This window comes from Azospirillum sp. UENF 312511, assembly GCF_058780635.1.
In genome coordinates this window covers 588,056-611,332 of the sequence record NZ_JBSNCG010000005.1, presented here as the reverse complement: position 1 = coordinate 611,332, position 23,277 = coordinate 588,056, and the positions used below count along the sequence as shown (strand labels likewise).

General features: G+C 63.7%; 22 protein-coding genes. 12 read left to right on the top strand and 10 right to left on the bottom strand.

Going from position 1 to position 23,277, the window contains the following annotated elements:
• Window positions 1–36 precede the first annotated feature (36 nt).
• Together zorA and ACWPN7_RS31260 are read right to left on the bottom strand one after the other, a co-directional pair.
• The gene (gene zorA, locus ACWPN7_RS31265; protein ID WP_492273672.1) at window positions 37–2,394 is read right to left on the bottom strand and encodes an anti-phage ZorAB system protein ZorA; all 2,358 of its coding nucleotides are present in this window, start codon (window positions 2,392–2,394) and stop codon (window positions 37–39) included.
• Complete coding sequence (locus tag ACWPN7_RS31260) at window positions 2,394–2,612, bottom strand: hypothetical protein (RefSeq protein ID WP_492273671.1); 219 nt, start codon at window positions 2,610–2,612, stop codon at window positions 2,394–2,396. Before ACWPN7_RS31260 ends, zorA begins: the two co-directional genes overlap by 1 nt.
• 377 nt (window positions 2,613–2,989) lie before the next feature.
• Here ACWPN7_RS31260 and ACWPN7_RS31255 point away from each other — a divergent pair, with 377 nt between their 5' ends.
• Entirely contained in the window at window positions 2,990–3,214 is a 225-nt protein-coding gene (locus ACWPN7_RS31255; protein WP_492273670.1) for a hypothetical protein, read from the top strand.
• Between the two features lie 83 nt (window positions 3,215–3,297).
• Here the strand turns inward: ACWPN7_RS31255 and ACWPN7_RS31250 are convergent, their stop codons facing one another.
• The 6 genes from ACWPN7_RS31250 to ACWPN7_RS31225 all read right to left on the bottom strand — a co-directional run bounded on the left by ACWPN7_RS31250 (window position 3,298) and on the right by ACWPN7_RS31225 (window position 9,895).
• The gene (locus ACWPN7_RS31250; protein ID WP_492273669.1) at window positions 3,298–4,983 is read right to left on the bottom strand and encodes a hypothetical protein; all 1,686 of its coding nucleotides are present in this window, start codon (window positions 4,981–4,983) and stop codon (window positions 3,298–3,300) included.
• A gap of 20 nt (window positions 4,984–5,003) precedes the next feature.
• Window positions 5,004–6,134 (bottom strand): dsDNA nuclease domain-containing protein, encoded by a 1,131-nt coding sequence (locus ACWPN7_RS31245; protein WP_492273668.1) that lies wholly within the window; start codon window positions 6,132–6,134, stop codon window positions 5,004–5,006.
• A gap of 317 nt (window positions 6,135–6,451) precedes the next feature.
• A complete protein-coding gene (locus ACWPN7_RS31240; RefSeq protein WP_492273667.1) occupies window positions 6,452–6,652 on the bottom strand; it encodes a hypothetical protein in 201 nt (66 codons plus the stop codon).
• 49 nt (window positions 6,653–6,701) lie between these two features.
• Window positions 6,702–7,256: a PIN domain-containing protein gene (locus ACWPN7_RS31235; RefSeq protein WP_492273666.1), complete on the bottom strand. Its 555-nt coding sequence runs from the start codon at window positions 7,254–7,256 to the stop codon at window positions 6,702–6,704.
• Entirely contained in the window at window positions 7,186–7,395 is a 210-nt protein-coding gene (locus tag ACWPN7_RS31230) for a type II toxin-antitoxin system prevent-host-death family antitoxin (protein WP_492273744.1), read from the bottom strand. Before ACWPN7_RS31230 ends, ACWPN7_RS31235 begins: the two co-directional genes overlap by 71 nt.
• Before the next feature lie 283 nt (window positions 7,396–7,678).
• The gene (locus ACWPN7_RS31225; RefSeq protein WP_492273665.1) at window positions 7,679–9,895 is read right to left on the bottom strand and encodes an AAA family ATPase; all 2,217 of its coding nucleotides are present in this window, start codon (window positions 9,893–9,895) and stop codon (window positions 7,679–7,681) included.
• 301 nt (window positions 9,896–10,196) lie between these two features.
• Here ACWPN7_RS31225 and ACWPN7_RS31220 point away from each other — a divergent pair, with 301 nt between their 5' ends.
• The gene (locus tag ACWPN7_RS31220) at window positions 10,197–10,709 is read left to right on the top strand and encodes a hypothetical protein (protein ID WP_492273664.1); all 513 of its coding nucleotides are present in this window, start codon (window positions 10,197–10,199) and stop codon (window positions 10,707–10,709) included.
• 364 nt (window positions 10,710–11,073) lie between these two features.
• On the opposite strand, the gene ACWPN7_RS31215 is transcribed toward ACWPN7_RS31220, so the two are convergent.
• Complete coding sequence (locus tag ACWPN7_RS31215; protein ID WP_492273663.1) at window positions 11,074–11,493, bottom strand: hypothetical protein; 420 nt, start codon at window positions 11,491–11,493, stop codon at window positions 11,074–11,076.
• A 625-nt stretch (window positions 11,494–12,118) separates the two neighbouring features.
• On the opposite strand from ACWPN7_RS31215, the gene glpD reads away from it, so the two are divergent.
• The 9 genes from glpD to ACWPN7_RS31170 all read left to right on the top strand — a co-directional run bounded on the left by glpD (window position 12,119) and on the right by ACWPN7_RS31170 (window position 22,204).
• Window positions 12,119–13,660, top strand: coding sequence for a glycerol-3-phosphate dehydrogenase (glpD, locus tag ACWPN7_RS31210; RefSeq protein WP_459197068.1), 1,542 nt, complete (start codon window positions 12,119–12,121; stop codon window positions 13,658–13,660).
• A 67-nt stretch (window positions 13,661–13,727) separates the two neighbouring features.
• Complete coding sequence (locus ACWPN7_RS31205; RefSeq protein WP_459197069.1) at window positions 13,728–14,831, top strand: ABC transporter ATP-binding protein; 1,104 nt, start codon at window positions 13,728–13,730, stop codon at window positions 14,829–14,831.
• 16 nt (window positions 14,832–14,847) lie between these two features.
• Entirely contained in the window at window positions 14,848–15,936 is a 1,089-nt protein-coding gene (locus ACWPN7_RS31200) for an ABC transporter ATP-binding protein (RefSeq protein WP_456524699.1), read from the top strand.
• Entirely contained in the window at window positions 15,936–16,820 is an 885-nt protein-coding gene (locus ACWPN7_RS31195; protein WP_492273662.1) for a carbohydrate ABC transporter permease, read from the top strand. The genes ACWPN7_RS31200 and ACWPN7_RS31195 overlap by 1 nt, the downstream gene beginning before the upstream one ends.
• A 15-nt stretch (window positions 16,821–16,835) precedes the next feature.
• Window positions 16,836–17,633: a carbohydrate ABC transporter permease gene (locus ACWPN7_RS31190; protein WP_014242527.1), complete on the top strand. Its 798-nt coding sequence runs from the start codon at window positions 16,836–16,838 to the stop codon at window positions 17,631–17,633.
• Between the two features lie 19 nt (window positions 17,634–17,652).
• Window positions 17,653–17,946, top strand: a complete 294-nt coding sequence (locus ACWPN7_RS31185; protein ID WP_459197071.1) for a DUF2160 domain-containing protein — start codon at window positions 17,653–17,655, stop codon at window positions 17,944–17,946.
• 58 nt (window positions 17,947–18,004) lie between these two features.
• Window positions 18,005–19,759 (top strand): ABC transporter substrate-binding protein, encoded by a 1,755-nt coding sequence (locus ACWPN7_RS31180; protein ID WP_459197072.1) that lies wholly within the window; start codon window positions 18,005–18,007, stop codon window positions 19,757–19,759.
• Window positions 19,760–19,912: 153 nt separating this feature from the next.
• Window positions 19,913–21,418 (top strand): glycerol kinase GlpK, encoded by a 1,506-nt coding sequence (gene glpK / locus ACWPN7_RS31175; protein WP_459197073.1) that lies wholly within the window; start codon window positions 19,913–19,915, stop codon window positions 21,416–21,418.
• A gap of 12 nt (window positions 21,419–21,430) precedes the next feature.
• Window positions 21,431–22,204: an SDR family NAD(P)-dependent oxidoreductase gene (locus tag ACWPN7_RS31170; RefSeq protein WP_040136358.1), complete on the top strand. Its 774-nt coding sequence runs from the start codon at window positions 21,431–21,433 to the stop codon at window positions 22,202–22,204.
• Here the strand turns inward: ACWPN7_RS31170 and ACWPN7_RS31165 are convergent.
• Window positions 22,194–22,760 carry an AAA family ATPase gene (locus ACWPN7_RS31165; protein ID WP_492273661.1) on the bottom strand — a complete coding sequence of 189 codons (567 nt, stop codon included), beginning with the start codon at window positions 22,758–22,760 and terminating at the stop codon, window positions 22,194–22,196. The genes ACWPN7_RS31170 and ACWPN7_RS31165 overlap by 11 nt on opposite strands.
• A 49-nt stretch (window positions 22,761–22,809) precedes the next feature.
• Between ACWPN7_RS31165 and ACWPN7_RS31160 the strand changes: the two genes are divergently transcribed.
• Complete coding sequence (locus ACWPN7_RS31160; protein WP_349619684.1) at window positions 22,810–23,277, top strand: flavodoxin family protein; 468 nt, start codon at window positions 22,810–22,812, stop codon at window positions 23,275–23,277.

Genomic DNA, 23,277 nt, shown 5'->3' with positions numbered 1-23,277 from the left:
CCCGTCGCCGAATGGCCATGATGGTTCAGCCCCCCTTCACCGAACCCGCTCGAGCGACTTCGTGATGCGCGCGAACTCGTTCGCCACGTCGCTGAGTTCCTCGATGTTGCCAGCCAGCATGCTGACGGTGTCGGCCAGGGCGCCGTCGATCTTGCCGACGTTTTCCTGGAGGCTGGCCGCGTTGGCGTTGATGAGGTTGATGACCTGCTCGAGGATCGCCGCGAGCTTCTCGTCGGCCTGATCGAAGCGGCTCTCGTGGCGGCTCCAGACCCGCTGCAACTCCTCGAACGTCGACCGGAGCTCGGCGGACACCTGCGTGCCCTGGCGCTGCGTTTCGGCCAAGCCCCTGGTGCTGCCGTCGACGGCCTGGGCGACGCTCGCCATCGCCTGGGACATCGCCTGGCCTGCCTGGGTCAACGGCTGCGCGGCCTCGCGGAGCGCCCGGGCGGTCCCCGAGATGGCGCCTTCGGTGTCGCGGGTCGACCGGTTCACGCTCTCGAGCGCCTGGATGTGGGCGTTGATCCGGGTCTCGACGCCATCGAGGGCCTTGGTCAGCTGCTCCACACCATCCAGGAGGCCGTCGACGCCCTCGCCAAAGTCGCCGAGCACCTTCTCGGCACTGGACACCACCCGCGCGGCGGCGGCCTTGCCTTGCTGGTCCAGCGTCTGGCCGACCTGCTCCATGGCCTCGTTCACGCCCCGCTGAGCCTGGCCACCGGCGGCAACGATGCGCTCCACGGCTTGCGAGATGCGGTCGGCGTTCTCCTTTGACGCCTGCTGCATGGCGTCGGCCGCCGAGAGGAATCGGCCGGTCAGGTCGGCGACGCCCTCCTGGGAGCCCCTGCGCAGCTGGTCGGTGACGGTCGCCACCGCGCTGGCCATCTGCTCAGCCGCGTCGCGCATCGCCTGCACCGCCGCTGCGGTTTCCGAAGACAACGTTCCCGCGGCTTCGGTCGCCACGGCTTTCAGCTGGCCGACCACCCGTTCGATCGCTTCCGCGTTGCGGGCCGACGAGGCCTCGATCCGCGAGACTGCGTCGGCGATCTGGTTGGCGAACGCTGTCCCGGCGTCGTGCGTGGTAGACGTCATCTTGGCGCCGACATCGCCCAGGGTTTCCTTGATGACGTCGGCGGCTCGTGTAAGGCCCTGCGAGGCCGCCAACAGCTGATCCTCAAGCATCTGGCGCGTGCGGCTGACATCGCCTTGAGCGGCTTCGGTCATACCCCGGATGCCGTCCGTCACGGCGCTGGCGGCGGCGCGCAGCTCGGCGGCCGCATCGGCGATCTGGCTCGACAGGCCGCTGCCGCTGCCCGACACCGTCTCGGAGGTTCGGGTGAGCGATGCCTGGATCTGCTTGAGCGTTTCCGTCACAGCCCGCATTTCGCTTCCCGCGTTCGCCGAGACCACCGAGCCGAACTCCTCGGTCATCGTCTTGAGCGCGTTCTCGTTCATGCCCGAGATGTTGTTCGCCATGGTGCCGATCTGCTCGGCCACCGGCTGCATGGCACTGGTCATAATCGGGGGCATGGCGGCGTGAAGGGCATCCTCGAGAGCCTTGCCGAGATTAAAGGCCAACTGGCCCGTGAACTCCTTCAGCTGCGCCGACTGTTCACGGAGTTCCTCATACTGACGGTGCGAGAGCAGTTCGGGGGTGACCGTCAACGTGCAGCGCTCGATCTGACGGCAAAGCCTGTCGAACCGGGCTTCGAGCCACCGGGAGGCCACGCGGTAGGTGCTGGCAAGGACGATCGAGCTTCCGAGGCCCGCGATCGACGTCCAGAACTTGAAGGTGGCGGTGCTCAGCAGCTGCGCCAGCGCGGACTGCATCACCTGGGTCTGGGCGGCAGGGTCGACCTTACCCGTTCCGCCCGCCGCGTTGATGGCCTGCGCCGCGAAATACAGGGCCGCGACAAGCCCGATGAAGGTGAACAGAAGCCCCAAGCCCACAAAAATGTTCGACAGGCCATGAAACCATTTCAACCGGAGGCCTGCGTGTTCGGCTTCCGCAAGATTGATGAAGTCACCCGGCCGGACGGTGCTTTCGACAATCGTAGTATCTTGATGCCGTGGAAGCAGGGTTTCTGTGTACTCAAGCCAAGCATGCTTCAGCAGGCCATAGCGCTGCATCAGTCCGTCGAATTCATCGAAGCGAGAGGCGAAATCCGCCTTCGTCTCACACCTTTTTAGGAACGAAATGCACTTTTCCAGTCGCATGGTCGTCCACACGATTTGGCCCGCGAAAACGGCAAGTAGGAGTATAGCGGAGCAGACCATTGCCGTCGCGATGGTCGGAGCGACGGTCTCGTTTCGGAAAACTTGAAAAAGAGGCAGGACGGCCTCGATAACCAGATGGCCAAGATCGAACTGTGCCAGCACTTCGGAGACGGCGTCCATTACCGGGCTTTTCCTTGTGGATGAGAAACCGTCGCGAAGGAAGCCGTCGGCGCTTCATTGCCAGCCGCGCTGTCCAGCGGGACACCAAGATCGCCCCGGCTCATGGCGAGCAGCCACTCCCGCATCGTCAAACCGCGGCTCTTCAGGGCGGAATAGATATGCCTCTTTGTTACGGGATCGATATCAACAACAATCCTCCCGCTGGCGCCCGCTGGCATACCATCCTCCAACGTCACGTAACGTAGACAGTGAGTAAATTTAGTAGAAATCTTCCGATTTTAACAGACCATAAATTGAAGTTTCTTGTGACGGCGCACAGGAAATGGCGCAGTGCCCCGATTTTTTCACATGTTTGGCCATGCCGTAGGCGATATGCACGGCCCGGAATGGTCTGAATTTCTCGTAGGCTTTCCACTGCGGGATTTTGTTATGGCGGCCTGGAATACCCCTGATAGTGCCGCTTTCGGTTTGGCTGACGTGAACTGTGGTGTCACTCGGGCACCGAACGCTCGGTTAAGAACCTCGCACTACTTGGAACCGCACAGTCCGTTGGCGGACGCGCATTGCCGTCAAAAGGTATCCATGAGTGCGTTCAGTGAGTGAAGCCGCATCACTTTTTTTCGTCTTTTCAGTGATCTATGGTCCACGCTGGACGGGCGAAGTTATCATTCTCGACGACCTAGTCAGCCACAAGAGCGAAAATACTAAAGATATTATCAACCCAAGGTTTCGGCGTGCTGCCGGTCACGCCGGGCATCTTCTGCCCGCTATTCGGTTCGACGTTGCACCTGATCATCGTGGTCGCAGCGATGCGTCTTGAGTTCGGTGTCCGTCATTAGCAACGCGCTTCGGCTGCGCTGGCTGAAGTTGTAGGAGACAACAGGTCGTCTCTCAGCTGTTTACTCAAACAAGATTGCCGAGGAATGGGCGCATGAAGCCCGAGACCTCTTCGTACATCTCGTCGCGCAAAACGCCATGTTTCATGTTTTCGATGTCGACGATCTCTGCGTCATCCTGGGTAAGGCCGTGCAGTTTCTCCGTCGCGACGATGACCTGAGTTCCCGGCGGGCGGCGATGGACGATGAACCGCATGATCTTCTCCATGTGCTGGTCATCCTGGCCTTGCTGGTTCGGCGCGTCGATTACGATAGGGCAGAAGGCCGTCGCCGAGAACTGGTGGGCCGTGTGGAGAAACGCATAGAAGAACGTGAGAAACGCTCGGGGATGTGCGCTTCCGCGGCCGATGATGCTTCCGGTCATTTTCAATGCCGCAATCTCGCTGGGCCGAACGTCCAGTTCGGCGCCGAACTCAGCAAGCCGGTCTGTAAAGAAGTTCCGGATGGACTGAGCGCGTTGCGGACTGGCTGCCCTGTTCATAACGTCGGACTGGACGTCAATTTGGCGACTAATCCGGTCGGCATCGTCGGCTAAACTGTCGAGCCGTTGTTTGAAAACACGAGACGTCTCATTTCGGCTCTCGGCGACGACAACGTCGCGAAATGTGAGGCCTGACTTCCTGCGAGCAAGTATTTTTTCAATTTTATTGATTTGTGCGCCGACCATGTCAATCTTCGTCGAGAGGGCCACAACCTCGTCTTCAATCTGTCGAAGCTTTGTGTTTGCGTGCAGCATCGCATGCACAATTCCATCCTCGTGTTCAATAAGGCCGAACCGTTCGACGAGCGAATTATCGTAGTGAGCGCCGCACATGGGACACTCCACACTGTCCGGCGTCTCAACGGCCAACTCAAACGAGCTACGCATCTCCTTCATGGCTGCGCTGAGCACCGCCTGATGGTTCTTCCACGCTGCCCGCTCTTCGGACAGTGCCGAAAAGGCGACGCGGTACGCTTCCTGGTCTACTCTCAGCTGCTCGCTCTCCGCAACCAGAGCCTCAGTTTCTTCAAGGAAATCGTCTAGGCGGTAGTGAATCACGGCGGGTCCCAAAGCGTCTCGGAAGGTTTTGTAGGTGCGATCGAGAGACTGCCGCTCCTTGACGACGTCCTGAAACTGGCTTCTCAAACGGTCTCGCTCGGCCAGCGCAATATAGTAATCGTTAGGTTTCAGCCCCGAATGGTATTCAGCGAGCGTGCGAACCGTCTTGGGAAGAGACATGCCCTCAAAGGATCTCCAAGCCCTCGACCATCCCCCATCCTGATCGATGTAGAACGGCGCGAACATGTACGCGGGTGGCGGCACGACCGCCTCCCCGTTCTCGCGGGCCATGATTAAGCGGAAGTCGAAGAGGTCTGCCAGCTGGGGGGCAAGGATCTCTTCGACCCGCTCGGTACGCAGCAGCGGTCGCCCTTCAGCGTCGAAGAGGCCGTAGCTGGCTACACCCCGGACCATTGAGAAGTGACGGTCATCCACCGAGAACCGTATGGCGGCGGACACACCAGCACCTCGCCAGGGCTGGTCCACTTGATGCGGAACCGCCCCAAACGTCTCATAGAGGCTCTTTACGACGGCGGACTTTCCCATCCCGTTCTCGGCGCGGATCACCGTCGCCGGACGGCGGAAGGGCACCCGCAATGCGCGCCTTTCGCGCTGGGACAAGAGGTAGAGATCCGAGAACCTGACGATGGGCATGGTTGTCCGCCTTGAGGCTGTTAAGCAGCCGCCTCAGCCCCAGAGTGTTCGACGTGATCACACGCATCCTCCAGAACATGGACGAGTAGCGCCGCCCGGAGAGGCAGGCCGGTGTAAGGACAATCTTCATAGGCGATGCATTGCGATTCGAGCATCTGCACGCGACCCAAGATGGATCGCACCGCCTGGAGGTCCTGCTGTGCTGCCGCAATTACCCATGCGGCAATTGAGGCAAACTTTGAGGCTAGAGGTTTCCCGGCCGCGCGGTCGCCAACGTAGCTGTAGGCGAACCCCTTGATGTCGATGCGGTCGACCGTGTGATGCCCAGCCTCTTTGAGCTCATCGGCGATATCGTTCCAGTTCTTCTCCAGACGTCGGGCCGTCGAGGCCTTCGAGAACAGGTCAGCGATCTGAGTGCGAGCAATAGTTTTCGCCCGGTAGAAGTCGTCCATACCGTCGGTGCCGAACCCACTAAACGGGCCGCTTTTGCGGATCACTTCCGACAGCAAGGCATCGTAGACTTGGCGGATTGGGACGTACTCCGCGCCACCGCGGTTGTGGAAGAACTCGGTGAGCTTGCCAGTGACCTGATCGCGCTGGCCCAGCACGTTGAGATCGCAACGCTGAAACTCGAGCAGAGGCCTGTGGTCCGGCCGGTTAACCGGGAAGTCGCGGTCCAAGGCATCGGTGATACGTCCGTGCTCCATGCCACCGAGTTCGATGGCTGCAATACGCAGGATCTGGGTGCCAGACTCCCCGCCAACGGCAAGGCCAAAGTTGAAAGCGGCGTTGGTGGCGAACACGATGGCATCGACGTTGGGCGCAAACGTCATCAAGTTCTCATACATCTTCCCGATAATCGATCGTGGCTTTTGACTACCTTTCAAGGCTGCTAAGTCCGTTATCCGCCAGGGACGGTCTTCCCGTGTTTTGACTTGGTAAAATCTTGCTCCGGTGGGTGCTGCCGAGTGGTTGAGCACGACCACATCATCGAAGTAGTCGAGCAGGACCCTGTAGTCTGTTTTCCCTTCGTGGAGATCGACGAGCAGGAGAATGCTGAAATTTCGCTGATACTCGTAACGCTCTGAGGTCCAGCCGCCCGTGACTTCCCGGGGAGGCACCGTTTGGATTGTGTGCAGAACCTCGGTCATCGAGTGCACCTGATAGTCGTCAGTCTCCCTGGAAATTACCCTAACGAAAGAGCAAGCTCAACCTATGAGAAAATTAGCCAGATACATACTCTAGTATGCATCTGGCTCCACGAAGCGGTCGCATAAGAGGCTTGTTGAGGCGATGTCATCCCCCAACGACATCGCGGCGCCCTCCTTTCCAACGGCACGTTGGAACCTCGCCGAACAGGTGTCGGTACCTGTTCAGCGGCAGGACGTATGACAATCCTGTGTGGCAACGTCTTTGCAGCATGCCCCACATCCTCAGCCAAAGGATATTCCCTCCGCTGAGAACGGGATCAGGTGAACCATGCCAGCACCTCATCCATGGAGGCTCGCACCAGCAGGGTCCGGCCACCTTGGATCGTCAGCACCGTTTCGTCTTGAAGGTCGTCTGAATCCGAAATCCCGACGATTGCGTTGCTACGAAGGGCGTGTCTGCGCCCGGTGATGTCGCGCAGCACGATAAAGGTACCCACTCGTTCACCGTTCACCAGCATCACGAAGCTCCCCTGGAACCTGCCGCGGGAAACTGGATGCGCTGACCGCTCAGGCGGCCGAAGGCATCCCAGCGCCGGTGACCACATCCGCAAACCGTTCTTGATATGGGTCGAAGACCACCAAGTCCGGGAAGCGGTCGGCCACGGGGCCGAAGTGACGTATGTTCCGCGTCGCGAGGGTAAGTCCGTTAGCTATTGCGGTGGCCGCAATCATTATGTCGCGTTCGAAGCTGCGTGTGCCGTCGTGCGGCAGCACGCCGGTCATGTCGCTCCAGACCAGGGCCGCCCGGGTATCGAAGGGGATTATAGGGAACGCAAGCGAGACACCTCGGAGCCAGCGATCAATGCGCTCAGCATCGGCGACGAGACCCTGAGCGCGCTGTTTGTTGGCACCGATTCGGATTTCGGCAAGGGCTATGACCGGGACCGCTATGTCGTCGACTGCGGTTGCTGTCCACCATGCGCGAAGGGTCGGGTGGCGGTCGCCTCGCTCGATGTCGCTGACGACGCAGGTGTCAAGAAGATACGCCACCTTACTCTCCTTCGCTGCTCCCCGGCATTCGGACACGAACCCGCCCGAGTTGGGCGATCTGAGCAGGATCATCAACTTGTGATCCATCCGCCAAGCGATCTTTCAGAAGCGATCTGATTGCGTCCCAGTCCTCCACGGAGACTACGACGGCTACCCGCTCCCCTCTCTTGCTGAGCACTTGGGCACCCCGATGGCGGCAAGCATCCACCATGTCGGTTGCAATGTCGCCCAGAAGCCCGATCTCCCATGAGGGAGAGTCAACGTCCATGAAGGTGTGCCTCCAAAGCAATGTTGACCCTATCGCCGCAGCTCAGCGCGCGCGTCATCTCAGGCCCACAGTGACGTTTGACCATTCCAACAAGTACCACGGTGCCACGCTGTACGTCGACCAATCCCGAACCCACAGAATCCTTGCTCGGCATTCGGAGAAGGAAAACATCCATCCGTATAAAGATTTGACGGAGCATCTCCATCGCGGAATGGCATCGTGGCCTTCACCGTGGCGCTCCATGTCGACTATCCTCCGTTCGATCGGCGGCGAGGATGTCTCCAAGATCGTCTGCATCAAGGTATTTTCGCTCCATCAGCACCAAGGCAACGCGCCGGAGTGCGCTCAGGTTGAGGGACAGCAAGGCGCGCGCCTCCGCGAGCGCGCGGTCGAGCAGGTTGGTGACACGGCCTCGAAGCTCAGGGTACTTGGAAAAGAGCTCCGTGACATCGCCGTCCGCCGGGGGTGGGGTCCACAGCAGGGCACCACCCAATCCGTGGGCCGCCTCGATCCGTACGGCCAACATGGTGGCCTTCGCGAGATCACTGCAAGCCTCACCGCCAGCCGCCGTTGAAGGAGTACCCAGGATAATCTCCTCAGCCGCTCGGCCTGCAAGCAGAACAAGAAGACGCTGCCGAACAAGATCCGGCGTCGGCATCTGTGTACCACTCAGCATGCTCGCGGTCTTCCCACCAGCAACAGCATTCCCACACACGGAAACACGCTCAACAATGCCACCCAAAAGGAGCACAGCCACCGCATGGCCCGCCTCGTGAACCGCTGCGCGCCATAGGTCCTCACCAAGCAACGGGGCCACTCCATCACGGATCTCATCCAACAAATCATCAACAGTCATCGATCGTCTGGTCGTCCGAGCACGGCGGCGGGCACCTCGAACCCAGCGTTCGACATCCGCACCGGTTCCGCCCTGGGCAGCCAGTGCGGCCACGCTGAGGTTGGCATCGAGCGGCATGTCGCAGCCAATATGATGTCGAAAAATCCTTTCCAGTGCATCGACATCGGGAAGGCCGATATAGAGTATCCGATCGAGACGGCCGGAACGGCGGATGGCGGGGTCAAGACGTCCAGGGTCATTGCAAGCACCGATCACCACCACACCCTCTCGCCCATGCACACCGTCCAGTTCCTCGAGGAAGCCGTTCACGACCTGAGTGCTGTAGTCGCGGTTGTCGTGCTTGAAAGTCGCGCGGTCTCCAAAGGAATCCACTTCGTCGATCAGCAGGATGCAGGGCGCGGCCTTGCGCGCTTCGTCAAAGGTGCGTCGCATCGCGCCCAGGAGATCGCCGAGGTGACCTGTCGCCTGCCAAGCGGCAAGGCTGCCGGAGACAAGCGGGCATTCGCAGGTGGTGGCCAAAGCCCGGGCAAAGGTCGTCTTGCCGGTCCCAGGTGGACCTGCCAGGAGGGCGCCGCGATCCACATCGGACCAGGAGATTTGCCCAGACCTGTAAAGCCGCAAGTCTTCGGCAACGGCAAGCCCCCAGATTTTGGCTTCAGCCACACCATGAAAGTCCTCAAGGCGCGGTCCGGGTTTCCGAGCATGAGCAGAGCGGCGGGCCGCTGCCTTCTCCAGACGAAGGACGCAGGCGCGCGCGGTCGAGCGTTGCCTGATACTCAGCCGCAGATCGTTAATACCCAGCAGGGCGCAGGTGTCATCGGGTAGTTGGCACCTGATGTTCTGTGCGGTGATGGTGGTAATGATTTGCTTGACGACTTTGGCTGTGAGCCGCGGCAGCGTAAAGCGATGATCGGCGGCCTCGATGAGTGCCGACGGAAGGTAGCGTTCGGGATTGGGCGAGATGCCGACGACAGATCGCCCCGAAGCAAGGATCTCAGCGACCTTATGATTGCCCTCACCCTGCGTAGGGGGCTTGCCGATCCCGTCGTGCGCAATGAGGACATAGCGGTCCGAAGTGGTCTGAATGTCGCCCTTGGCCCTCGTGCCAGCGGTTTGGTTCCAGGACGAGTCTCGCCCGCTATCAAGCTGGCGCTTCAGCGGCACCACGTAAGATGCGTCCGGCACCTGGATGATGATCGCCAGGGGCTCCATCGACACAGCGTCCAGCACGCCAGGATGCTGGGAGCGGGCTTCATCAAGCAGGAGCTTTACGGCGACGTCGCCCGCATCGCGTGGCATTGTCCGGGCTGGCGGCTCTTGAACATCATCATCAAAGTCCTGCGAGGCCAACCCGGAGGTCGGATCGCCACCAACGAGCTCAGGTTCGACGCCAGAGGCTTGTGTTTCCTGATTTTCCTTCGCGGCACCCTTCTGACGTCCAACTCCGCGCAAGGCGGACATCGTCATCGGCGTGGGTGTGAAAACCGGCTCGGCAGGAAGGATTCGTGCCTGCTTCGTCAGGCCGTTGAACTCAACGTTGGCGGAGAAGCAGCGGGGGGGAGCACGCCGATGTGGGTTGGACGGCATGGAACGATCTCGGCAGCGTGGTGGACATGGCGGACATCCTGTTTTCCATGCCGCTGCGTATGAGATGCGCCACCATCATGTGCTGCCCTCGGCTAGATGCTGCATTTCTTTACCGAACATAACAGGAACATACTGACGGGGAACCCACCGCGCTATTGGGCGCTATAGGTAACTCGGACGTGGGGGTAAGCGGTGTTTACGCTGCGCAGCCGACCGTGAACCAGTGCCCAATGTCTCCCCTGGCGTCTCTTGCAATCACATCGGTCATCTTGGTTTTCGTCACTGGCACGAGGAGAAAGAGATGCTGCCGATCGATCCGCCCCTGGCGAAGGCCAGACTCACAGGCAGCGCCTGCGGCCCCCACGTCGCCAACGATCTTACGGACCACGTAGCCGACTTGGTCGATGACATGTTCGATGCGGAAGGCAAGACGGCACAGGTGAAGGCGGCTCGGATGGTGCTCGCCTACGACCGCGAGAACATCGACGCTCATCTCGTGCTGGCCGAGCATGCTGGATCCATGGCGGAGTCCATCGCCCTGCTGCGTGAGGCAGTTCGCATCGGGAACCGCGTCTGGGCACCGGCCCTGAAGGGCAACCAGCGTGTCGAGTGGTGGGATGAACCCGGCACGCGGCCGTTCATACGGGCCATCCTGGCCTACGGCCAAGCCCTGGCCGATCACGGACAGCCCGACCAGGCAACGCTCTGCTTCAAGGCGCTGCTGAAGATGCAGCCCGAGGACAGCCTTGATGCTCGCGGTGAACTTGAGAAGCTGAGCGAGACGCCGAAGGGGGTCTGGGGCGTCGGTGATTAGCATTGCTAGCGTTGGCAATTCATTCCTGAAATATCCAACATCAACATTGGGCGTGGTGATGAAATATAATACAAATCTTCTTAGCAGAGAAGAAGCTCTTGCTTTAAACCTTAGGACCCTTGATCACGCGATTCAACGTGGGTCGGTCAGGGTCACGTCCTATCTGCTACGCCACCTGGAAGCCGGTCCTACCGTGTTGCCTGAACACCACGCCATAATCAACACAGCAAAATGTTGGTTGAGAAAAGCAAAAGCTTACGAGGCCATTCATGGTCCAGAATCCATGTTGGTTCCGGACCATCCGTTCAATCGCCAGATGTCAGAATCTCAACTCGAAAATGAAACCATTATGGCATAGATGCGGTCATAATCCAACCCCGCGGATGAGGCTGCCGCTAGGATCAATGCCTGATTTTGATGCGATGTCGACTGCTTTAGCATATGCTTCATCCAAAGAGTTAATCGCTGGCGTTATAATCCTCCCTCGGCGTCTAACAAAAAATACTTTGATACCAAGGTACTCAACAGATATAATGTCAATGTTATTTTCTAATATGTTTGCAACTTCTATGATAATATTGCTTTCCCAGGAAAGTTCTATGACTTTCCTTTTATTGTCATTTTCCAGAGATTGAATCGCCTTGTGGATGTGGGAGAGCGATGGGTAAAACCGCGGACGCCGCTTCGTCTTTGGGCAAAAGGCCAGCCAAAGCTCTTTTTTGCCAGACCAAATACGAACGGCATGGACGCCATTGCGCAACAAATGAATTTGAGAATTTCCCAATTTATCTCACTTTCGGATTAGTTTGCCGTGAGGCCATTGAGTTTGGGTCAGTGCGCAATCTTCTGGGCGGCGGTGCAAGGAGCATCGAACCGAAATGTGGCGCGCCCGTAGGCGACCAGAAACGAAAGTAGGAGATCCTTGATCGGTTCCATGGAAGGCTTGTCGGTATAGCGATACCAGGGCAATCAGGTACGGGCAAGCGATAGGCCGTCGCGCTTACCCGTTTCGGGGTGCGCCGATCCTTGAGCTACCGAGGACGGTGGCTCAACGCAACCCTGTCCGCGTTGCGATCGAAGGAGCTCTCAGCACCCTTAAAAATGTGCCGTCAGAGCGGAGCCGCAGCCAAGGCGGGGCGCCGTGTCCGTTAAGTCATTGTTATAGGGCAGTTCTGCCGGTCGGAAATGTCGCTAATCGTGGCAAACGCCGACCACTAACTTGGCAATCCGCCAACTTATGTGGCAACGGACACCGGCTCCCCCAACGAGGGAGGGGGGATGGCGCCATGTCCTTTCGTATCACTTTCACTTTTTTCGTATTGCGGCCCGCTGAACCCTCGGCTACCGTTTGAAACGAAAGCAAAGGCGCAGACCGCAAAGGGCGGGCGCACAGCGGAGAGGAGGGATGGATGGCCGGGGTCTACGACCTTGCCATCGTCGGCGGCGGCATCAACGGCTGTGGCATCGCACGCGATGCCGCGGGGCGGGGCTGCTCCGTCTATCTGTGCGAACAGAAGGATCTGGCGTCGGGCACGTCCTCGGCCTCGACCAAGCTGATCCACGGCGGCCTGCGCTACCTGGAATATTACGAGTTCCGGCTGGTCCGCGAGGCGCTGCGCGAGCGCGAGGTGCTGTGGCGCATGGCGCCGCACATCATCTGGCCGCTGCGCTTCGTCCTGCCCCATCTGCCCGGCCTGCGGCCTTCCTGGTTCCTGCGGCTGGGCCTGTTCCTCTACGACCATCTCGGCGGGCGGGAGAAGCTGCCGGGCACGCGCGGGCTCGATCTGCGCAGCGATCCGGCGGGAAAGCCGCTGAAGCCCGGTTTCGGTCGCGCTTTCGAATATTCGGATTGCTGGGTCGACGACGCGCGTCTGGTGGTCCTGAACGCGCAGGACGCCGCGCGCATGGGCGCGACGATCCGCACCCGCACCCGCTTCCTGGGCGCCGTCCGCGAGGACGGGCTGTGGACGGTGACGGTCGAGGATGCGCGCAGCGGCCAGCGCAGCAGCATCCGCGCCCGCGCGCTGGTCAACGCCGCCGGCCCCTGGGTGTCGGAGGTGATGCGGCAGGGCGCGCGCTCCACGGTGGACGCGCGCATCCGTCTGGTCCAGGGCTCGCACATTGTGGTGCCGAAGCTGTTCGACCACGACCGTTGCTACATCTTCCAGAACGCCGACAAGCGCATCGTCTTCGCCATCCCCTACGAGCGCGACTTCACCCTGATCGGCACCACCGACAACGACTACCAGGGCGATCCCGCGAACGTCCGCGCGTCGGAGGCGGAGATCGCCTATCTCTGCGCCGCCGCCGGGGATTATTTCGCCAAGCCGGTGACCCCGGCCGACGTGGTGTGGACCTATTCCGGCGTCCGCCCGCTCTACGACGACGGCGCCTCGACGGCGCAGGCGGCGACCCGCGACTATGTGCTGGCGCTCGACGCGCCGGGCGATGGGAAGGCGGCGCTGCTCAACATCTTCGGCGGCAAGATCACCACCTACCGCCGTCTGGCCGACGCAGCCATCGCCAAGCTGGCGCCCTTCCTGCCGAAGCTGGCTCCGGGAGCGTCGGACTGGAGCAGCGCCGGGACTCTGCCGGGCGGCGATTTTCCGGTGGACGGCGTTGCGGCGCTGGTCGCCGAACTGCGCGGGCGGGCGCCCTTCCTGACGCAGCCGCATCTGGAGCGGCTGGCGCGCACTTACGGCACCCGCGCCCGCCGGATTCTCGACAGCGCCGCGCGGCCGGAGGATCTGGGCCGCGATTTCGGCGGCACCCTGACCGAGGCCGAGGTCCGCTATCTGATGACGGAGGAATGGGCGGAGACCGCCGAGGACGTGCTGTGGCGCCGGACCAAGCTGGGGCTGCGGCTGGACGCCGCCCAGGCGCAGGCGCTCGACGCCTTCATGACCGAGGAGCGCAGCCGAAGGGAGAGGGCATCCGACGCTGCCGAATAGTGGGCTGGAAACACGGCGACAAAAACCATCTCAATAAAGAAAAAATGAATATTGGGGAGGAAGGCCGGTGGGCTTGGTTCTGGACAAGGTCAGCAGGCATGTCGGCGGCCACGTTCACCTGGAGAACGTGTCGCTGAGCCTGGAGCGCGGGTCGCTGAACGTTCTGCTGGGGCCGACCCTGTCGGGCAAGACGTCGCTGATGCGGCTGATGGCCGGGCTGGACGTGCCCAGCGCCGGGCGCGTGCTGGTGGACGGGGCGGACGTGACGGGGCGGCACGTCCGCGAACGTTCCGTCGCCATGGTCTACCAGCAGTTCATCAACTACCCGTCCCTGACCGTCTACGAGAACATCGCCTCTCCCCTGAGGGTCGCCCGCCGGCCCAAGGACGAGATCGACCGCAAGGTGCGGGAGGCCGCCCGCCTGCTGAAGCTGGAGCCCTACCTGCAGCGCACGCCGCAGCAGCTCTCCGGCGGCCAGCAGCAACGCACCGCCATCGCCCGCGCCCTGGTGAAGGAGGCGCAGCTCGTCCTGCTCGACGAGCCGTTGGCCAACCTGGACTACAAGCTGCGCGAGGAACTGCGGGAGGAGTTGCCGAAGATCTTCGCCGCGACCGGCGCCGTCTTCGTCTACGCGACGACGGAGCCGGCGGAGGCGCTGCTGCTCCGCGGCAACACGGCGACGCTGTGGGAAGGGCGTCTGGCGCAGTTCGGGCGCACCCCGGACGTCTACCGCCGCCCGGCCAACCTGACCAGCGCGCGCGTCTTCTCCGACCCGCCGCTCAACACCATGCGGGTGCACAAGCGCGGTCTGCAGATCGTTCTGGCGACGGGCGAGCACGGGCCGGCGCGGGGCGTCCTGGCGGAGCTGCCGGACGACGACTACACCATCGGCTTCCGTGCCGACCACCTGCACCTGACGCGGCCCCACGCCGACGCGATGTCCCTGAGCGGTGCGGTGGCGGTCAGCGAGATCACCGGGTCGGAGAGCTTCGTCCATATCGACCTGCCGCGCACCGATGGCGGAACCGACCGTTGGGTCGCCGTTACGCGCGGCGTGCTGGAGGTCGAACCGGGCGAGCGGATCGAGTGCTTCATCGACCCGCGGCGGCTGTTCGTGTTCGGCCATGACGGGCGGCTGGCCGCGGCGCCGCCGCTGGTCATGGCGGCGTGACGGGAGGGCGGACGGCATGGCGCGCATCGACCTTCAATCCCTCGGCCACAGCTACACATCCAATCCCAAAGGCGACGACGACTACGCGCTGAAGCCGATGACCCATGTGTGGGAGCAGGGCGGGGCTTACGCGCTGCTCGGGCCGTCGGGCTGCGGCAAGACAACGCTTCTCAACATCATCTCCGGCCTGCTGACCCCCAGCGAGGGGCGGGTGCTGTTCGACGGCAAGGACGTGACGGCGCTGCCGACCGAGGCGCGCAACATCGCCCAGGTCTTCCAGTTCCCCGTCGTCTACGACACCATGACGGTGTACGAGAACCTCGCCTTTCCGCTGCGCAATCGCGGCCTGCGCGGGGCGCCGCTCGACGCGCGGGTGCGCGAGATCGCCGGGCTGCTCGACCTGACGGCGGACCTGAACCGGCGCGGGCGGAACCTGACCGCCGACGCCAAGCAGAAGATTTCGCTGGGGCGTGGGCTGGTCCGCCCGGACGTGGCGGCCATCCTGTTCGACGAGCCGCTGACCGTCATCGACCCCCATTTGAAATGGGAGCTGCGGTCGAAGCTGAAGGCGCTGCACCGCGCGCTCGACCTGACGATGATCTACGTGACCCACGACCAGACGGAGGCGCTGACCTTCGCCGACAAGGTGGTGGTGATGCATGACGGGCGCGTCGTGCAGGTGGGGCGCCCGCAGGAGCTGTTCGAGCGCCCGGCCCACGTCTTCGTCGGCCATTTCATCGGGTCGCCGGGCATGAACGTCCTGCCGGCCGAGGTGTCGGGCCGCGCCGCGCGGGTCGGTGGTCACGTCATCGCGCTGCACCGCGGCTATCCAGCCCTCAATGGCGGAGCGAAGATCGAGATCGGCGTGCGGCCGGAGTTCGCCACGCTGGCGCCCGCCGGGGCCGGCGGCGTGCCGGTGCGGGTGCGGCGTCTGGACGATCTGGGGCGCACGCGCATCGCGCGGGTGGAGCTGTCGGGCCTGCCGATGGCCGCGACGGTCCCGGAGGATCTGACGCTGGCGGGGGACGAGGCGTCGCTGCTGCTTGACCCCGCCATGGTGCATGTCTACGCGGACGGAACGCTCGTGGAAGGGGAGGCGGCGTGATGGATAAGCCCGTCAATCAGGGAGCTTGGCTGCTGGTCCTGCCGGTTCTGCTGATCGTCGCCTTCTCGGCCATCCTGCCGCTGATGACGGTGGTCAACTACTCGGTGCAGGACACCTTCGGGAACAACCAGTTCTTCTGGAATGGCATCGGCTGGTACCAGGAGCTTCTCGACCCCTCCACCGACCTCGGCGGGCGGTTCTTCGACGCGCTGTGGCGCAACCTGCTGTTCTCGCTGCTGATCCTTCTGATCGAGGTGCCGCTGGGCATCGCCGTGGCTCTGAGCATGCCGCGCCACGGCTGGCGGGTGGCGGCGACGCTGGTGGTGCTGGCGCTGCCGCTGCTGATTCCGTGGAACGTCGTCGGCACCATCTGGCAGATCTTCGCCCGCGAGGACATCGGCCTGCTGGGCTGGGCGGTCAACCGGCTTGGCGTCCCCTACAACTACACGGCGGACCCGCTGTCGGCCTGGGTGACCATCGTGACGATGGACGTCTGGCATTGGACCTCGCTGGTGGCGCTGCTCTGCTACGCCGGCCTGCGTTCCATTCCCGACGCCTTCTATCAAGCCGCAAGAATCGATGGAGCGTCACGTTGGGCGGTGTTCCGCAACATCCAATTGCCGAAGATGCACCGGGTGCTGCTGATCGCCGTGCTGCTGCGCTTCATGGACAGCTTCATGATCTACACCGAGCCCTTCGTGGTGACCGGCGGCGGTCCCGGCAACTCGACCACCTTCGTGTCGATCGACCTCGTCAAGCTGGCGCTGGGGCAGTTCGACCTCGGCAAGGCGGCGGCGCTGTCCATCGTCTACAATCTGATCATCCTGGCGGTCTGCTGGGTCTTCTACACCGTCATGACCCGCATGGACGTGCAACGGAACTAGCAAAGGAAACGGGCCATGCTGCGCGCACGGATCGTCCTCACGCTCTACATCCTGTTCCTGATGCTGCCGATCTACTGGCTCGTGAACATGAGCCTGAAGACGAACACCGAGATCGTCAGCGGCCTGACGCTGTGGCCCCACACCCTGACCTTCGAGAATTACCGACGCATCTTCACCGATTCGTCCTGGTATTCGGGCTACCTGAACTCGCTGCAGTATGTGGCGCTGAACACGGTGCTGTCGATCGCGCTGGCCCTGCCCGCGGCCTACGCCTTCTCGCGCTACCGCTTCGTCGGCGACAAGCATCTGTTCTTCTGGCTGCTGTCCAACCGCATGGCCCCGGCGGCGGTCTTCGCGCTGCCCTTCTTCAACCTCTACTCGGCCATCGGGCTGTTCGACACGCCGCTGGCCGTGGCGCTGGCCCACTGCCTGTTCAACGTGCCGCTGGCGGTGTGGATTCTGGAAGGCTTCATGTCAGGGGTACCGCGGGAGATCGACGAGACCGCCTATCTCGACGGCTACAGCTTTCCGCGTTTCTTCGTGAAGATCTTCATGCCGCTGGTGGCCAGCGGGATCGGCGTCACCGCCTTCTTCTGCTTCATGTTCAGCTGGGTCGAGCTGCTGCTGGCGCGCACCCTGACCTCGGTGGACGCCAAGCCGATCGCTGCGACGATGACGCGCACCGTCTCGGCCTCCGGCATGGACTGGGGGCTGCTGGCGGCGGCGGGGGTGCTGACCATCCTGCCCGGCGCGCTGGTGATCTGGTTCGTGCGCAACTACATCGCCAAGGGCTTCGCCCTGGGCCGCGTCTGACGGGAGGGAGGACGCCGCCATGGACAATGTCACCGAACACCTCGCCTGGATGGCCTGGACCTGGCAGACCGGCGCCTTCTTCGCCGTCATCGCCGGGCTGCTGACCCTGCTGACCGTCCTCGCGCTCAACCGGCCGGAGGTTGCGCGCCCCGGCGTGCTGGGCATCACCACGACGCGCGGCGACCGGCTGTTCATCACGCTGCTCGGCAGCGCCTTCATCCACCTCGCCTGGCTGGGGCTGGTGGGCGGGGAGGTGCAGTACGCGACAGCACTTTCGCTTCTCTACGCCGCGGCGGTCTTCCGCTGGGTGTGACGGCCGGCCGTTGCCGGCCGGAACGGGCCTATAACAATGGAAACGGGAGGAATAAACGATGCGTACCCTGTATCTCGCCTCCGCATCCGCGGCGGCGCTTCTTCTGTCATCGGCCCCGGCCTTCGCCGACATCGAGGCGGCCAAGCGCTGGATCGACAGCGAGTTCCAGCCTTCGACCCTGTCGAAGGAGGAGCAGCTGAAGGAAATGCAGTGGTTCATCGACGCCGCCAAGCCCTTCGCCGGCATGGAGATCAACGTCGTCTCGGAAACCATCACCACCCATGAGTACGAGGCCCGGACGCTCGCCAAGGCCTTCAGCGAGATCACCGGCATCAAGCTGCGCCACGACCTGATCCAGGAAGGCGACGTGGTCGAGAAGATCCAGACGCAGATGCAGTCCGGCAAGAACATTTACGACGCCTGGATCAACGACAGCGACCTGATCGGCACCCATTTCCGCTACAAGCAGGTGGTTCCCCTCACCGACTGGATGGACGGGGAGGGCAAGGACGTGACCCTGCCGACGCTGGACGTGAAGGACTTCATTGGCACGTCCTTCACCACCGCGCCGGACGGCAAGCTCTACCAGCTTCCCGACCAGCAGTTCGCCAACCTTTACTGGTTCCGCTACGACTGGTTCACCAACCCGGACATCAAGGCCAAGTTCAAGGCCAAGTACGGCTACGAGCTGGGCGTCCCGGTCAATTGGTCGGCCTATGAGGACATCGCCGAGTTCTTCACCAACGACGTGAAGGAGATCGACGGCGTCAAGGTCTACGGCCACATGGACTACGGCAAGAAGGACCCGTCGCTGGGCTGGCGCTTCACCGACGCGTGGCTGTCGATGGCCGGCAACGGCGACAAGGGTCTGCCCAACGGCAAGCCGGTGGACGAGTGGGGCATCCGCATGGAGGGCTGTAGCCCGGTCGGCTCCTCCGTCGAGCGGGGCGGCGACACCAACGGCCCGGCCGCCGTCTACTCCGTCACCAAATACGTGGAGTGGCTGAAGAAATACGCGCCGCCGCAGGCCGCGGGCATGACCTTCTCCGAATCCGGCCCGGTGCCGGCCCAGGGCAACGTCGCGCAGCAGATGTTCTGGTACACCGCCTTCACCGCCGACATGGTGAAGGACGGCCTGCCGGTGGTGAACGCCGACGGCACGCCGAAATGGCGCATGGCCCCGTCGCCCAAGGGCGCCTATTGGAAGGACGGCATGAAGCTGGGCTACCAGGACGCCGGGTCGTGGACGCTGCTGAAATCCACCCCGGTGGACCGCCGCAAGGCGGCGTGGCTCTACGCCCAGTTCACCATGTCCAAGTCGGTCAGCCTGAAGAAGAGCCATGTCGGCCTGACCTTCATCCGGGAAAGCGACATCTGGGACAAGAGCTTCACCGAGCGCGCGCCGAAGCTGGGCGGGCTGGTCGAGTTCTACCGCTCCCCCGCGCGCGTGCAGTGGACGCCGACCGGCGTGAACGTGCCGGATTACCCGAAGCTGGCGCAGCTCTGGTGGCAGAACATCGGCGATGCCTCGTCGGGCGCCAAGACGCCGCAGGCGGCGATGGACGCGCTGGCCGCGGCCCAGGACTCGGTGATGGAGCGTCTGGAGCGGTCGGGCGTGCAGGGCGAGTGCGGGCCGAAGCTGAACAAGAAGGAGTCGGCGGAGTTCTGGTTCGCCAAGGCCGAGAAGGACGGCACCACCGCGCCGCAGCGCAAGCTGTCCAACGAGAAGCCCAAGGGCGAGACGGTGGACTACGACCAGCTCATCAAGTCCTGGCCGGCCTCGCCGCCGAAGAAGGCCGCGATGGTTCAGTGATGTTGTAAACAACTTAAGATAACCCTCTCCCCTGTGGGGGAGAGGGGGGTGAGGAGGATGTGCATGGCGGCACGTCCGGCAAAAGCGCAACCCCCTCACCCTAAACCCTCTCCCCAAAGGGGAGAGGGAACGACCAAGACCATAGGAAAGACCATGTCTGAAGCCGGCCACGTTCTCGCCATCGATCAGGGCACCACCTCCACCCGCGCCATCGTCTTCGACCGGCAGGGCGTTCCCGCCGGGGTGGCCCGGCGCGAGTTCGCGCAGCATTATCCGAACGACGGCTGGGTGGAGCACGATCCGGAGGACATCTGGCGCGACACCGTGGCGGTGATGCGGGGCGCCGTGGACGAGGCCGGGCTGGGCGCGGCGGACATCGCCGCCATCGGCATCACCAACCAGCGCGAAACCACCGTCGTCTGGGACCGCCGCACCGGCGAGCCGGTGCACCGCGCCATCGTCTGGCAGGACCGCCGCACCTCCGACCTCTGCCGCAAGCTGGTCGAGGAGGGCTGCGGGCCGCTGGTCCGGCGCAAGACCGGGCTGCTGATCGATTCCTACTTCTCCGCCACCAAGATCGCCTGGATTCTCGACCATGTTCCCGGCGCGCGGGAGCGGGCGGAGCGGGGCGAACTGTGCTTCGGCACCATCGACAGCTTCCTGCTGCACCGGCTGACCGGCGGGCGGGTGCACGCCACCGACGCGACCAACGCCTCGCGCAGCATGGTCTTCGACATCCACCGCCAGGACTGGGATGACGAGTTGCTCGCCCTGTTCCGCATCCCCCGCACCATGATGCCGGAGGTGCTGGACAGCAGCGCCGAGTTCGGCGCGACGGAGCCGGACCTGCTGGGCCGCGCCATCCCCATCACCGGCATCGCCGGCGACCAGCAGGCGGCGACCTTCGGGCAGGCCTGCTTCGAGCCGGGCATGGTCAAGTCCACCTACGGCACCGGCTGCTTCGCCCTGCTGAACACTGGCAACGAACCGGTGGAATCGCGCTCCAACATGCTAACCACCGTCGCTTACCGGCTGGACGGGCGGACGACCTACGCGCTGGAGGGCTCCATCTTCATCGCCGGGGCGGCCATCAAGTGGCTGCGCGACGGGCTGGGGATCATCACCCACGCCTCGCAGACCGACGACATGGCGACCCGCGTTCCGGACAGCCACGGCGTCTATCTGGTGCCGGCCTTCGTTGGACTGGGCGCCCCCCACTGGGACCCCGAGGCCCGTGCCGCCATTTTCGGCCTGACGCTGGACGCCGGCCCGGCCCACATCGCCCGCGCCGCGCTGGAGGCTGTGGCCTTCCAGACGCGCGACCTGCGCGACGCCATGGTTTCCGACTGGTCGGCCGCGCACACGGCGACCTCCGACGCGCTGCGGGTGGACGGCGGCATGGCGGCGAACGACTGGCTGTGCCAGTTCCTGGCCGATGTGCTGGACCTGCCGGTGGAACGCCCGGCGGTGATCGAGACGACCGCGCTGGGTGCCGCCGGGCTCGCTGGGTTGAAGGCCGGGGTCTACCGCGATCAGGCGGCGTTGGCCGGCGCCTGGCGCTGCGACCGCCGGTTCGAGCCGCGAATGGATGCGGCCAAGCGGGGTCGCCTGTACGACGGCTGGCTGGACGCGGTGCGCCGCGTGCGCCGCGAACGCTGAGGGGCACGAGCCATGACTCTGTTGGGCGAGGACCTGCGCGGCAAGCGCGTGCTGGTGACCGGCAGCAGCCGGGGCATCGGGGCGGCGGTGGGCACCGCTTTCGCCAGCCTGGGCGCGCGGGTGGCGCTCCACGGTTCTGGTGGCAACGATGCCGCGGCGAGGCTGGCGCTCGCCCTGACGGCGGGCGGGACGGAGGTCTACGCTGTCACCGGCGACTTCCGCGACCCGCGCGCCGTGGAGTCGGCGGTGGACGCCGCGGTGCAGGCGCTGGGGGGGCTGGACATCCTCGTCAACAACGCCGGCACTATGGTCGGGCGGGTGCCGCTGGAGCGGGTCGGCGACGATTTCCTGGACGAGGTGATCGACCTCAACCTGCGCTCGGTCGTCGTGGCCTGCCGGCGCGCCCTGCCGGCATTGCGGGCCGCTGGGGGCGGGACCATCGTCAACACCGTCTCCATCTCCGCCCGCACCGGGGGCAGCCCCGGCTCGTCGATCTACAGCGCGTCGAAGGCCTTCGTATCGACCTTCACCCGCTCCCTGGCGGCGGAGCTGGCGCCGGACCGCATCCGCGTCAACGCCGTCTCGCCCGGCACCATCGACACCGATTTCCACCAGCGCTACTCCTCGCCGGAGAAGCTGGCGGCGACTGCGGCGCGCATCCCGCTGGGCCGGCTGGGCACGGCGGAGGACTGCGTCGGCGCCTATCTGTTCCTGGCGTCCGAGGTGCTCAGCGGCTACATCACCGGGCAGGTGATCGAGGTGAACGGCGGCCAACTCATGGCCTGAGCGGCCCCGACCCGGCAAGCCGATCCAGGACGAAGCGCAGCCGCTCCGCCACCGGAGCCTTGGGCAGTTCGACCAGCTCGTAACCCAGGCCGCCGTAGCTCTCGACCATGGCGTCGTGGGTTGCCGCGGCCTCAACCAGGGTCTGCCGGCGCTCGGCGTCCGGCGCGAAAATCTCCGGCCAAGGCGGTGCGATGAAGACGGTCCGGTGATAGCGGAAGCGGCGAGCCGCCGTCTCCATATGCGCGGGAACCGGGCGCTTCATCAGGCGCAGATAGCCGAGGATGTCCGGGATGCCGCGGTCGAAGAAGACCGTTCCCGCCTGCTCCCGCGCGAGGCGGAGGGAGCGCAGTTCCCAGCACAGCATCAGCTCCGCGAAGGCCGACGGGTCGATCCAGGGCAGCGCCGAACCGCCGATGGCCGTCTGGTCCTGGATGATGGCGCGGCCCGCCTCCACGCTGTGGACGTGGCCTTCGCGGGCCAGCGCGTCGATCAGGGTGCTTTTCCCGGAGCCGGGGCCACCCGTGACGACGACGATGCGGCGCGCGTCTTCGCTCATGGGACGTCATCCTGTGTTGTTGGTACAGTCGCCGTGGAAAGGACGAATCATGCCGCACAAACGCCTCCTCGTCGTCGCCCACTGCCCGTCGCCCAACACGCGGGCGCTGCTGGAGGCCGTGCTGCGCGGGGCGCGCTCGCCGGAGGTGCAGGGGGTGGAGGTGGTGGCGAAACCGCCGCTGGAGGCCGGGCCGGAGGATGTGCTGGAGTCGCAGGGCGTGATCCTCGGAACGACCGAGAATCTGGGCTATATGAGCGGGGCGCTCAAGGATTTCTTCGACCGCAGCTATTACCCCTGCCTGGAGCGCACGCAGGGGATGCCCTACGCGCTGTTCGTCCGGGCGGGCCATGACGGGACGGGGACCTGCCGCGCCGTCGCCTCCATCGCGACGGGGCTGCGCTGGCGCCCGGTGCAGGAACCGCTGGTCTGCCGCGGCCCGTACCGCGACGATTTCGCCGCCTCTTGCGAAGAGCTTGGGTTGCTGATGGCCGCCGGGCTGGAGGCGGGGATTTTCTGA